The following is an 11,307-nucleotide window of genomic DNA, read 5'->3' on the forward strand; positions in this document are numbered from 1 at the left end:
TCCACAGCCGCGCGACACGCCGGGAAATTCGATCAGAATCATGCGTCCATCACCCGGCGTACCGGTCAATTGTCCGACGTTGCCAATCTGCCGTACCGGCGCCGCCCGCGAAACAGCAGGTCGGCGCCCGATTTCCGGTTCGGGGCAGGCCCCGGGATGCCCCGGATCCGCCGACCACGGAGGGTAGCGATTCGCGACAATCAGCGACACGTGTTTGTGGTCACCCCTACCATCGCGCCGCAGAACGGCTACAGTTATGGCGTTGCAGTTTTGGACTCCCTGACTTTGCTGTGCTGCATGGCCGGTCTGTCGTCTGGGGCCTTTCGGCGACGCGTGGTCCATGAGGTGTGGGCCACGGATTGTTAATAGCCATCGAGGAGATAGACAAATGGCTGTCGGTACTGTCAAGTGGTTCAACGCTGACAAGGGCTTCGGCTTCATCACCCCGGATGACGGTGGCGCGGACGTGTTCGCGCACTACTCGGCCATCCAGATGTCGGGCTTCCGCTCGCTGGACGAGAACCAGCGCGTGGAGTTCGAGATCACGCAGGGCCAGAAGGGTCTGCAGGCGGAGAACATCCGCGCGATCGGTTCCTGATCGCCCTTCCAGCACACAACGAAGGGGCCGCACACCGACCGGCGTGCGGCCCCTTCGTCATGCTCGGCGCAGTCGCGGGATCACTTCGGTGGCGACGGTTTCCAGGACGTCCTCGGAGCCGCCGTACACGCCTTCGGCGCGGGGCCAGTGGGTGATGACGTCGGTGAAGCCGAGGGCCGCGGCACGGCCTACGGCGTCCTCGAAGGCGGCCGGGCTGGAGAGGGCGTAGACCGCCGTGTCGAGGGACAGGTAGCGGTCGAACGGGCGCCCTTCGACAAGGTCGTCGAGGCGGTGGCTGAGGTCGGCGACCGACTGGAACCAGGATTCCAGGTCGTCGCCTGCTCCCCCGGTCGTCATCCAGCCGTCGCCGTGGTCGGCGGCGAAGCGCAGTGAGCGCGGGCCGTTGCCGGCCAGGATGAACGGCACCCGGGGTTGCTGCACGCAGCCCGGCAGCGTGCGGCCGTTGCGGGTCTCGTAGTACTCGCCCTTGAAGTCCACGCCGTCCGTCGTGAGCAGGATGTCCAGCAGCTTCACGAACTCCTGGTAGCGGTCCTGGCGTTGCCGCGGGGTCAGGTCCGGGCCGCCCTGGATCGTCGCGTCCAGACTGCCGCCGGCGCCGATCCCGCACAGGAACCGGCCGTCGGACACGTCCTCGATCGCGAGGATGTCCCGGGTCAGCGCCAGCGGATGCCGGAAGTTCGGCGACGTGACGAACGTGCCGAGCTTGATCGTCGACGTCACCGTCGCGGCCGCCGTCAGCGTCGGCGTCGTCCCGTACCAGGGCGAGTCCTGCAACCCGGCCCAGGTCAGGTGGTCGTACGTCCACGCATGGTCGAACCCGTACTCCTCGGCCCGCCGCCACCGCCGCGCGGCGTCCCGCCACCGGTACTCCGGAAGAATCGCAATCCCGAAACGCATGCCCGCACCTTACGCGAAAGGCTTGCGCAGCGTGACTTAAGGTGATCCAGGACAAGGAGGTGGCATGTCAGCTCCGGCACCGCACCGTTCCTTCGACCCGTTGGTCGACCTCGATGGCTTGTGGACGATCGAGCTCGCACGGCGCTACCTGCCGATCGACGGAATGGCACCGGCCCGCTACGAGGCAACCGATGGAAGGCTAGCGATCAGCCGGCGCGAGGGAAGCGAACTCGGCTGGGCTGCTCCTGCGCTCTTGTGGCATCTGGCTCCGAAAGCCTCGGCGGCTGGGCACGCGTTGTACTTGGGCCTCAACGTCCGGACCGAGCCTACTGGCTGGATCGAGCCCGACCTCGTTCTCCTGCATCAGCCGGTGCGGCAGCAGACCTGGATCGAGGCGGAGCAGGTGCTGTGCCCGATCGAGATCATCTCGCCCTCGTCCTTCCATCGGGATCGCATCGACAAGCCGGCGGTCTGCGCCGCGCTGGGCATTCCGTACTACATGCACGTCGAGATCCGGCCCAACGACGTCCTGATCGAACTGCTCCGCCTGGCGGGCGGGGAGTATGTTCTGGAGGCGCAGGCGCGCTCCGGGCAACTGTTCACAGCTGACGAGCCGTTCGCTTTCTCCTTCGACCCTGCGGACCTTCTCGAACCTCGCTGACTCAGCTGGGAGTAGGAAAGCTCGCGAGGGAACTGGTGCCGATGCTGCCCAGCCAGACCTTGCCGTTGCGTTCGCGGACTCCGGTCGGCATGTGGAACGCCTGGTGCTGCGCGCGCAGGTCGTGCACCAGCGTCCCGGTCTCGTCGTACGCCTGGATCTCGATGATGTCGGCGGCCTTCGGTTTCAGGGCGTCCGGCAACGACCACACCAGCTTGCGGAACACCGGATGCTTCGGCAGCAGCAGATCGAGTACGGCGTTCCGCGGCGACCCGACGGCGACCCAGATCAGGCCGTCCGAGCCGCGCGCGATGTTGTCCGGCAGGCCTGGGATCGTGGCGACCTGCACCGGCTCGGCGCCGTCCGTGGTGAGGTCGAGCTTGTAGAGCCCGTACGTCGCGGTCTCGGCCCAGAACAGCGACCCGCGATCCGCGCTGAGCGCCACGCCGTTCGGGAAGCCGCGACCGGTCGCGAGCCGGGTGACCTCGCCGTCGGGCGTACGCCGGTACACGCTGCCGGTCGCCGAGTGCTCGAGCAGATCCGCCATCCACTCGTCGATGCCGAACCGGGTCGACGAGTCGGTGAAGTAGATCGTGCCGTCCTCGGTGACGTCGGCGTTGTTGCAGAACCGCATCGGGCGGCCGTCGATCTCGGACAGCAGGGTCGTGATGCGGTTGTCCTGGTCGAGGGTCAGCAGCCCCCGGTTCGCGTCGCAGATCAGCACGTTGCCGTCCGGCAACCACTCCAGCCCGAGGGGCCGTCCGCCGGTGTCGGCGAGAGTGCTGATCGTCCGGCCGTCGGCGGAGACGCGCAGGATGCGGCCGTCGTACAGGCCGGTGAGGACGCTGCCGTCGGCGTCGATCAACGTGTCCTCAGGACCGGCGCCCGGCAGCTCGACGACCTCGACGTCGATGTTCTTCGGGTGCCGCACCGGCGGCGCGGGCGGCGGGGTCCAGCGGACCGGCGAGATCGACGACTTCATGCCGCCGACCTTAGCGCGCTGCAAGCAGCTCGACACAAACGGTACAGCCCGGCCGGGATCCGGCCGGGCTGTTCACGGAGCTGCTAGTAGATGACCTCGCCGCGGGCGCGGCGGGCGCGGAGTTTCTCGAGCGCTTCGCCGAGGATCTCCTGGGCCTCCTGCTCGGAGCGGCGCTCCTTCACATAGGCCAGGTGCGTCTTGTAGGGCTCGATCTTCGGCGGCGGAGGCGGGTTGTTCACATCGGTGCTGGTCGGCAGACCGCACCGTGGACAGTCCCACTCCTCCGGGATGGCCGCCTCGACCGCGAACCAGGTCGCGGTCTCGTGCCCGTTCGCACAGAAGAACACGATGCGCTGCCGGGGCGCGGTGTCGCCGCGCTCCGCCTCGCCCATCGGCCCGGCACCGACCCGGCTGCCACGAATCGCACTGCCACCACCAGCCACGGGAACCTACTCCCCTCAGCCGAGCTTGTAGAGCAGGCCGAGCGCGACGATGGCAGCGAACCAGACCAGACCGATGCCGATGGTGATCCGGTCCAGGTTCCGCTCGGCGACCGAGGAGCCGCCCAGACTGGACGAGACACCGCCACCGAACAGGTCCGACAGACCGCCACCGCGGCCTTTGTGCAGCAGGACGAGCAACGTCAGCATGAGGCTGCAGACGATCACGACGATCGAGAAAGCGAGAATCACGAGGAGTAGCCTAACTGAAGGTCCAGGTAACGGCAGATGCCGGCGAACTCGTCGGCCTGCAGGCTCGCGCCTCCGACCAGGCAACCGTCGACATCCGGTTGGGCCATGATGCCACCTGCACTGGCCATCTTCACCGATCCGCCGTAAAGAATCCGTACCGAGTCGGCGACCGACGGTGAAAACGTCTCCTCGAGCCGGCCCCGGATCGCGGAGTTCACCTCCTGCGCGTCCTCCGGCGTCGCGACCTCGCCGGTGCCGATCGCCCAGACCGGCTCGTACGCGATCACCAGCTTGCGGACGTCGTCCGGCTTCAGCCCGGCCAGCGCACCGTCCACCTGGGCCAGCGTGTACGGCACCTGCTCACCGGCCTTGCGGATCTCCAGGCCCTCGCCGACGCAGACGATCGGGATCAGCCCGGCCGCCAGCGCCTTCGTGGTCTTGGCGTTCACCGTGGCGTCGTCCTCGCCGTGGTACTGCCGGCGCTCCGAGTGCCCGGTCAGCACGTACGTGCAGCCGAGCTTGGTGAGCATAGACGCCGAGATCTCGCCGGTGTACGCCCCGGAGTCCTTGGTGGACACGTCCTGGGCGCCGTACTTGATCTTCATCCGGTCGCCGTCGACCAGCGTCTGCACGCTGCGGATGTCGGTGAACGGCGGCAGCACCGCCACCTCGACCCGGTCGAAGTCGTGCTTCTTGTCCTGCAGCGTCCAGCTCAGCTTCTGCAGCAGGTGCACGGCCTCGACATGGTTGAGGTTCATCTTCCAGTTGCCCGCCATCAACGGCGTACGGGCAGCGTCTGCCATCTGCGTCAGTCCTCTTCCAGTACGGCGAGACCCGGGAGCTCCTTGCCCTCCAGGTATTCGAGCGACGCCCCGCCACCGGTGGAGATGTGGCCGAACGCGTCGTCGGCGAAGCCTAGCTGCCGGACGGCGGCCGCGGAGTCACCGCCGCCGACGACACTCAGCCCGTCCACCTCGGTCAACGCCTGTGCGACGGCCTTGGTTCCGCCGGCGAACGCCGCCATCTCGAAAACGCCCATCGGCCCGTTCCAGAACACGGTCTTCGCGGTCGCGACCTCGGCCGCGAACGCCTTGCCGGACTCCGGGCCGATGTCCAGCCCGAGCTGGTCGGCCGGGATCGCGTCGGCCGCGACCACGGTCGCCGGGGAGTCGGCCTTGAACTCGGGCGCGACCACGATGTCGGTCGGCAGCACGATCTTGTCGCCGGCCTCCTTCAGGTAGCCGCGGACCACGTCCAGCTGGTCCTCCTCGAGCAGGCTCTTGCCGACCTCGTGGCCCTGGGCCTTGAGGAACGTGAAGACCATGCCGCCGCCGATCAGCAGCTTGTCCGCCTTGGCGAGCAGGTTGTCGATCACCGCGAGCTTGTCCGACACCTTCGCGCCGCCGAGCACCACGACGTACGGCCGGGCCGGGTCCTCGGTGAGCTTCTGCAGTACGTCGACCTCGGCGAGCACCAGGCCGCCGGCCGCGTGCGGGAGCTTGCGGGCCACGTCGTACACGCTGGCCTGCTTGCGGTGCACGACACCGAAGCCGTCGCTGACGAACACGTCCGCGAGCGCCGCGAGCTCCTCGGCCAGCACACCGCGCTCGGCCTCGTCCTTACTCTCCTCGCGCGGGTCGTACCGCACGTTCTCGAGCAGCAGCACCTCGCCCTCGTCCAGCTCCTGGACGGCTTCCTGCGCGCTCTCGCCGGTGACGTCGGTCGCGAAGTGCACGGTGATGCCCTCGGGCCGCAGCAGCTCACCGAGCCGCTTGGCCACCGGGGCGAGCGTGAACTCCGGGTTCGGCGTGCCCTTCGGGCGGCCGAGGTGGGCGGTGACGATCACCTTCGCGCCGGCCTTCGCCAGCTTCACCAGGGTCGGCAGCGAGGCGCGGATCCGGCCGTCGTCGCCGATCACCTCGTTCTTGATCGGCACGTTCAGGTCGGACCGGACCAGCACCCGCCGGCCCGCCAGGTCGCCGAGATCCTCAATCGTCTTCACAGCTCAGTTCCTCCACCAGCCAAGGCTGACGTCCGAAGGAGTGGCGGGACGCCCCACCGGTCCTTCGGACGTCAGCGGGAAAGGGTGCGTCAGAGGGACGCGCCGATGTGGTTGACCAGGTCGACGAGGCGGTTCGAGTAGCCCCACTCGTTGTCGTACCAGCCGTACACCTTGACCTGGTTGCCGATGACCTTGGTGATCGGCGCGTCGTAGATGCAGGACGCCGGGTCGGTGACGATGTCGGACGACACGATCGGGTCCTCGCTGTACCGCAGGATGCCCTTGAACGGGCCCTCGGCCGCGGCCCGGTAGGCCTCGTTGATCTCGTCGGCGGTCACCTCGCGGGAGACGTCGACGGTCAGGTCGGTGATCGAGCCGGTCGGGACCGGCACCCGCAGCGAGTAGCCGTCGAGCTTGCCCTGCAGCTCCGGCAGCACCAGGCCGATCGCCTTCGCGGCACCGGTCGAGGTCGGTACGACGTTCAGCGCCGCGGCGCGGGCGCGCCGCAGGTCCTTGTGCGGACCGTCCTGCAGGTTCTGGTCCTGGGTGTACGCGTGGATCGTGGTCATCAGACCCTTCTCGATCGTGAACGCGTCGTGCAGGACCTTGGCCAGCGGAGCGAGACAGTTCGTGGTGCACGAGGCGTTCGAGATCACCGTGTGCTTGTCGGCGTCGTACAGCTCGTGGTTCACGCCCATCACCACGGTGAGGTCCTCGTTCTTCGCCGGGGCGGAGATGATGACCTTCTTGGCGCCGTTGTCGGCGTGCGTCTTGGCCTTGGTCGCGTCGGTGAAGAAGCCCGTGGACTCGATCACCACGTCGGCGCCGACGTCCGACCACTTCAGGTTGGCCGGGTCGCGCTCCGCGAAGGCCTTGATGGTCTGACCGGCGACGGTGATGTCGTCCTCGGTCGCGGAGACCTCACCCGGGAAGCGGCCCAGGATCGAGTCGTACTTCAGCAGGTGAGCGAGGGTCTGGTTGTCGGTCAAGTCGTTGACGGCGACGACCTCGATGTCGGCACCGGACGCCTGCACGGCGCGGAAGAAGTTACGGCCGATGCGGCCGAAGCCGTTGATACCTACGCGTACGGTCACGGGACTACGTCTCCTCTGAACTGGCTTTTCACTGCCGCTACATTCCGAACACTAGCCCAACAGCCCACCTGACCAACTGGTAGCATCCACATCAGACCACCGTGACCGGTCAGTAGCCGCCCGAGCAGACCACCCGGACGCGAAACAGCCCCGGAATGCTCCGGGGCTGCCAGGTGTATACCAGTTGACCAGCTGGTGGCCTGGAGGTCAGGCCGGGTCGAGCATTTCTGGGGTCAGGTTGGCTTCGGTGTTCGGGATGCCGAGGTCGGCGGCGCGTTTGTCGGCCATGGCGAGCAGGCGGCGGATGCGGCCCGCGACGGCGTCCTTGGTGAGGGCCGGTTCGTGCAGCTGGCCGAGCTCCTCGAGGCTTGCCTGCTTGTGCTCCAGGCGGAGCTTGCCGGCCACCTGCAGATGATCGGGTACGTCGTCGCCGAGGATCTCCAGCGCCCGCTCCACCCGCGCGCCGGCAGCCACCGCGGCGCGCGCCGAGCGGCGCAGGTTCGCGTCGTCGAAGTTCGCCAGCCGGTTCGCGGTCGCGCGTACCTCGCGACGCATCCGGCGCTCCTCCCACGCCAGCACCGACTCGTGCGCGCCGAGCCGGGTGAGCAGCGCGCCGATCGCGTCGCCGTCGCGGATCACCACGCGGTCGACGTTGCGGACCTCACGCGCCTTCGAACCGATGCCGAGCCGCCGGGCCGCACCGACCAGTGCGAGCGCCGCCTCCGGGCCGGGGCAGGTCACCTCGAGCGAGGACGACCGGCCGGGCTCGGTCAGCGAACCGTGCGCCAGGAACGCACCGCGCCACGCCGCCACCGCATCACAGGACGCACCGGACACCACGGCCGGCGGCAGCCCGCGGACCGGGCGGCCGCGGTTGTCGACCAGTCCGGTCTGCCGCGCGAGCGCGTCGCCGTCACGGACCACGCGGACGACGTACTTCGTCTGCTTCCGGATGCCGGACGGGGAGATCACCACGACGTCCGACGGGTGCCCGAAGATCTCGGCGATGTCCTTGCGCAACCGCCGGGCCGCGGCGCCGCTGTCCAGTTCCGCCTCCACGACGATCCGTCCGGACACCAGGTGCAGCCCGCCGGCGAACCGCAGGATCGACGAGACCTCTGCCTTGCGGCAACACGGTTTCGTGACCTGAATGCTGGTCAGCTCGGACTTCACCTGTGCTGTCATCGCCATAGAAAGCATCCTCCCACCCATGTCAAAGACCCTCGGAGGTCCCAACGGGCCGCGGACGCCGCGGTTACGTTGCAACCTTCCGCGCCCGTGGTCCCGTTACCTCGACGACAATCCGAGAGGAGGGGCATGAGGGCACCGGACGAAGCCGAGTTCACCGAGTTCGCGGCGTCGACGATCCGTCGGCTGCGCAGTACGGCGTACCTGATGTGCGGCGACTGGCACCGCGCCGAGGACGCCGCCCAGGACGCACTGGTGAAGGTGTACCGGCGCTGGCACCGGATCGACCGTACGCAAGGCCTCAACGGCTACGCGCACAAGTGCCTGGTGACCGCCGTACTCGACCAGTCCCGCCGGCCCTGGCGCCGCGAACACCTCGTCGACACGGACGACCACACCACTCCCCTGCACGATCCGGCCGGCACGATCGACGACCGGCTGCTCGTCGTCGAGGCCCTGGCCGCGCTACCACCGAGCCAACGAGCATGCGTCGTACTGCGGCACTACGCCGACCTCAGCCTCGAACAGACCGCGGACGTCCTCGGCATCGGCACCGGCGGTGTGAAGAGCCAGACTTCCCGGGCCCTCACCCGCCTCCGCGAACTCCTCGACCACCCAGAACGGAGCGCAACGTGAGCCACGACATCGAACACCTGCTGGCCGCGGCCGCCGACGACTCCGACCAGCCGCTGACGACCGACGTCGGCGAGCTGGTCGAACGCGGCCGGAGATCGGTACGCCGGCGCCGCGTCGCCGTCCTCGCTTCGACCGCGGTGGTCGTGGCGGCAGCCGTCGGGGCCGTGAGCGCTTGGCCGAGTCAGCGGGCCGACCCTGCCCCGGCGGCTCGTACACCCGGCTCCGTAGTGACCATCGATGTGGCCAGCGGCAGGATCATTCAGCCTGCGCCACCGGTCAGTCCGCTCACGGACGACGACATTCTGCTGCGCTGTGCACGCGTCGACATACTGGCTGCTGCGTGGGACAAGGCAGGACCGATCGACACCACCTGGAGGGTCGCGCTCAAGACAGGTCAGGACGAACGGTTCTACGCCGTGCTCCTGTCCCCGGATCGTACTGTCGGCGCCGGGTGCGAGCAGGAAGGCGGCGGCCATGTCTCCCTGATGCGCCACGACCTCGAGAACCGCGGCGGCACGGAACCACTGCCGCTGTGGACGAATCAGGGCCGCGGCCCGGCCGACCTCGCCCGGGTCGTCGCGGACACGCCCGACGGCAAGTACCTGCGGCTCGGCCTCGTCGGGCGGGACGGCTTCTTCACCTTCGGTCAGGGAGGTTTCGCCCCGGACGCACCGACCGCGTCGGTGCGCGGGTACGACGACGGCGGTCGACTCGTCCTGCAGCGGCGGCTCGTGCTGCCGGCTAGCTGAAGATCTCCCGGTAGACCTTGGCGAGTTTGTCCGGCGCGTGGTGGAGGTCGCGGTCGTCGTCGGCGATGTCGGCGATCACGAGCTCGGCTCCGAGGGACTGCGCCGTACGACGCAGGGACTCGGGGTCGGGCACGTGACCGACGTCCGCGAGGACGACGTCGATGCGGAGGTCCGGGGCGTGGCCGGCCAGGACCTCCAGGTGGGTCTCGGGTGAGAACCCGGCGGTCTCGCCCTTCTGCTCGCCGAGGTTCAGCGTGAGCAGGCGGCGGGCGCTGGTCTGCTCGAGGCCGCGGCACAGCTCGGGGACCAGCAGGTTCGGGATCACCGACGTGAACCACGACCCGGGACCGACCACGACCCAGTCGGCCTCGGCGATCGCGACCAGCGCCTCCGGGCAGGCCGGTGGGTCGGCCGGGTCGAGCGCGACGTCGACCACGTGGCCGTCGGTGGACGCCACCTCGGCCTGGCCGCGGATCTCGGCGATCGCCTCCGGGTGTTCGGGGTCGAGGCCGAGCACGCGCGCGGTGATGTCCAGCGGCACGGCGGACATCGGCAGCACCCGGCCCTGCGCGCCGAGCAGCCGGGCGACCCAGTCGAGCCCGTCGACCGCCTCGCCGAGCAGCTCCCACAGCGCGACGATCAGCAGGTTGCCGACCGCGTGGTCGTGCAGCTCACCGTTGCTGCGGAACCGATGCTGCAGTACGTCGGCCCAGGTCCGGCCCCACTCGTCGTCGCGGCACAACGCGGCCAGCGCCATCCGCAGGTCGCCCGGCGGCAGTACGCCGAGCTCGCGCCGCAGCCGCCCGGACGAGCCGCCGTTGTCGGCGACCGTGACGACCGCGGTCAGCTGATCGGTGACATGCCGGAGCGCGGACAGCGAGGCCGCCAGGCCGTGTCCGCCACCGAGCGCGACAACCCGCGTCACTCGCGGCCTAGATCCCGGTGTACTACCAACGTTGGTGAGCCCTTCTCGCGCAGCCTGCGGGCGATCTCCTCGGCCATCGCGACGCTGCGGTGCTTACCTCCGGTGCACCCGATCGCGACGGTGACGAAGCGCTTGCCCTCGTTCAGGTAGCCGGTCCGCAGGGTGTCCAGTACGTCCACGTAGTTCTCGAGGAACTGCTGGGCCAGCGGATGGCCGAGCACGAAGTCTGACACAGGCTTGTCCTGCCCGGTCATCGGGCGCAGGTCGGGCTGCCAGTACGGGTTCGGGATGAACCGCATGTCGGCGACCACGTCGGCGTCCACCGGGATGCCGTACTTGAACCCGAACGACACCACGGTGGCCCGGAGCTCGGCGTTCTCCTCGTCGCCGAACGCGTTCACGATCTTCGCGGCCAGCTGGTGGATGTTCAGGCTGGAGGTGTCGATCACCAGGTCGGCGCCGGCCCGGATGTCACCGAGCAGCTCCCGCTCGCGCTGGATGCCGTCGAGCAGTCGGCCCTCGCCCTGCAGCGGGTGCGGCCGCCGGACGCTCTCCTGCCGGCGGACGATCACATCGTCGGACGCCTCCAGGAACAGCGTCAGCGGCCGGTACCCCTTCAGCCGCAGGTCGTGGATCGCAGAACTCAGCTCGTCGAAGAACAGGCCGGTCCGGACGTCGACGACGACCGCGAGCCGCGGCGCCGCGCCGGTCCCGACGACCTGCTCCACCAGGGTGGTCAGGAACATCGGCGGCAGGTTGTCCACCACGAACCAGCCGAGGTCCTCCAGTACGTCGGCGACCGAACTCCGGCCCGCGCCCGACATCCCGGACACGATGATCAGGTTGCCGCCCGTGTCGTCCATCT

Annotated in this window: 14 protein-coding genes; 4 read left to right on the plus strand and 10 right to left on the minus strand. The window is 68.8% G+C overall.

The window, feature by feature from the left end; translation table 11 throughout:
• The first annotated feature begins 388 nt into the window (after nucleotides 1-388).
• Entirely contained in the window at nucleotides 389-598 is a 210-nt protein-coding gene (locus ACFV9C_RS12380) for a cold-shock protein (RefSeq protein ID WP_130385526.1), read from the plus strand.
• Between the two features lie 57 nt (nucleotides 599-655).
• Here the strand turns inward: ACFV9C_RS12380 and ACFV9C_RS12385 are convergent, their stop codons facing one another.
• The gene (locus tag ACFV9C_RS12385; RefSeq protein ID WP_380193039.1) at nucleotides 656-1,516 is read right to left on the minus strand and encodes an LLM class flavin-dependent oxidoreductase; all 861 of its coding nucleotides are present in this window, start codon (nucleotides 1,514-1,516) and stop codon (nucleotides 656-658) included.
• 64 nt (nucleotides 1,517-1,580) lie between these two features.
• Between ACFV9C_RS12385 and ACFV9C_RS12390 the strand changes: the two genes are divergently transcribed.
• The gene (locus ACFV9C_RS12390; protein WP_380193041.1) at nucleotides 1,581-2,177 is read left to right on the plus strand and encodes a Uma2 family endonuclease; all 597 of its coding nucleotides are present in this window, start codon (nucleotides 1,581-1,583) and stop codon (nucleotides 2,175-2,177) included.
• A 1-nt stretch (nucleotide 2,178) separates the two neighbouring features.
• Here ACFV9C_RS12390 and ACFV9C_RS12395 read toward each other — a convergent pair whose 3' ends face one another.
• The 7 genes from ACFV9C_RS12395 to whiA form a co-directional block, all read right to left on the minus strand.
• Complete coding sequence (locus ACFV9C_RS12395) at nucleotides 2,179-3,156, minus strand: SMP-30/gluconolactonase/LRE family protein (RefSeq protein ID WP_380193043.1); 978 nt, start codon at nucleotides 3,154-3,156, stop codon at nucleotides 2,179-2,181.
• An 83-nt stretch (nucleotides 3,157-3,239) separates the two neighbouring features.
• Nucleotides 3,240-3,599, minus strand: a complete 360-nt coding sequence (locus ACFV9C_RS12400; RefSeq protein WP_209695430.1) for an RNA polymerase-binding protein RbpA — start codon at nucleotides 3,597-3,599, stop codon at nucleotides 3,240-3,242.
• Nucleotides 3,600-3,614: 15 nt separating this feature from the next.
• Nucleotides 3,615-3,848: a preprotein translocase subunit SecG gene (gene secG, locus ACFV9C_RS12405; protein WP_209695429.1), complete on the minus strand. Its 234-nt coding sequence runs from the start codon at nucleotides 3,846-3,848 to the stop codon at nucleotides 3,615-3,617.
• Nucleotides 3,845-4,651, minus strand: coding sequence for a triose-phosphate isomerase (gene tpiA / locus ACFV9C_RS12410; RefSeq protein WP_380193046.1), 807 nt, complete (start codon nucleotides 4,649-4,651; stop codon nucleotides 3,845-3,847). The genes secG and tpiA overlap by 4 nt, the downstream gene beginning before the upstream one ends.
• Before the next feature lie 5 nt (nucleotides 4,652-4,656).
• On the minus strand, nucleotides 4,657-5,850 hold the full coding sequence (locus ACFV9C_RS12415) for a phosphoglycerate kinase (protein WP_380193048.1): 1,194 nt from the start codon (nucleotides 5,848-5,850) through the stop codon (nucleotides 4,657-4,659).
• A gap of 89 nt (nucleotides 5,851-5,939) precedes the next feature.
• On the minus strand, nucleotides 5,940-6,944 hold the full coding sequence (gene gap, locus ACFV9C_RS12420; RefSeq protein WP_380193050.1) for a type I glyceraldehyde-3-phosphate dehydrogenase: 1,005 nt from the start codon (nucleotides 6,942-6,944) through the stop codon (nucleotides 5,940-5,942).
• Nucleotides 6,945-7,151: 207 nt separating this feature from the next.
• Nucleotides 7,152-8,135, minus strand: coding sequence for a DNA-binding protein WhiA (gene whiA / locus ACFV9C_RS12425; RefSeq protein WP_167211148.1), 984 nt, complete (start codon nucleotides 8,133-8,135; stop codon nucleotides 7,152-7,154).
• Between the two features lie 126 nt (nucleotides 8,136-8,261).
• Here whiA and ACFV9C_RS12430 point away from each other — a divergent pair, with 126 nt between their 5' ends.
• Together ACFV9C_RS12430 and ACFV9C_RS12435 are read left to right on the plus strand one after the other, a co-directional pair.
• Nucleotides 8,262-8,768, plus strand: a complete 507-nt coding sequence (locus ACFV9C_RS12430; protein WP_380193052.1) for a SigE family RNA polymerase sigma factor — start codon at nucleotides 8,262-8,264, stop codon at nucleotides 8,766-8,768.
• Nucleotides 8,765-9,517 (plus strand): hypothetical protein, encoded by a 753-nt coding sequence (locus ACFV9C_RS12435; RefSeq protein ID WP_380193054.1) that lies wholly within the window; start codon nucleotides 8,765-8,767, stop codon nucleotides 9,515-9,517. Before ACFV9C_RS12430 ends, ACFV9C_RS12435 begins: the two co-directional genes overlap by 4 nt.
• Here the strand turns inward: ACFV9C_RS12435 and yvcK are convergent.
• Nucleotides 9,510-10,442, minus strand: coding sequence for a uridine diphosphate-N-acetylglucosamine-binding protein YvcK (yvcK, locus tag ACFV9C_RS12440; protein ID WP_380193055.1), 933 nt, complete (start codon nucleotides 10,440-10,442; stop codon nucleotides 9,510-9,512). The genes ACFV9C_RS12435 and yvcK overlap by 8 nt on opposite strands.
• Nucleotides 10,439-11,305, minus strand: a complete 867-nt coding sequence (gene rapZ, locus ACFV9C_RS12445; RefSeq protein ID WP_380193057.1) for an RNase adapter RapZ — start codon at nucleotides 11,303-11,305, stop codon at nucleotides 10,439-10,441. The genes yvcK and rapZ overlap by 4 nt, the downstream gene beginning before the upstream one ends.
• Nucleotides 11,306-11,307 lie beyond the last annotated feature (2 nt).

This window comes from Kribbella sp. NPDC059898 (genome assembly GCF_042730855.1).
In the GTDB taxonomy this organism is placed as follows: Bacteria; Actinomycetota; Actinomycetes; order Propionibacteriales; family Kribbellaceae; genus Kribbella.

Coding starts and splice junctions, on each gene's coding strand:
- tpiA (WP_380193046.1), bottom strand. CDS start 4,651: ATGGCAGACGCTGCCCGTACGCCGTTGATGGCGGGCAACTGGAAGATG.
- whiA (WP_167211148.1), bottom strand. CDS start 8,135: ATGGCGATGACAGCACAGGTGAAGTCCGAGCTGACCAGCATTCAGGTC.
- ACFV9C_RS12385 (WP_380193039.1), bottom strand. CDS start 1,516: ATGCGTTTCGGGATTGCGATTCTTCCGGAGTACCGGTGGCGGGACGCC.
- rapZ (WP_380193057.1), bottom strand. CDS start 11,305: ATGGACGACACGGGCGGCAACCTGATCATCGTGTCCGGGATGTCGGGC.
- ACFV9C_RS12380 (WP_130385526.1), top strand. CDS start 389: ATGGCTGTCGGTACTGTCAAGTGGTTCAACGCTGACAAGGGCTTCGGC.
- ACFV9C_RS12390 (WP_380193041.1), top strand. CDS start 1,581: ATGTCAGCTCCGGCACCGCACCGTTCCTTCGACCCGTTGGTCGACCTC.
- ACFV9C_RS12430 (WP_380193052.1), top strand. CDS start 8,262: ATGAGGGCACCGGACGAAGCCGAGTTCACCGAGTTCGCGGCGTCGACG.
- ACFV9C_RS12395 (WP_380193043.1), bottom strand. CDS start 3,156: ATGAAGTCGTCGATCTCGCCGGTCCGCTGGACCCCGCCGCCCGCGCCG.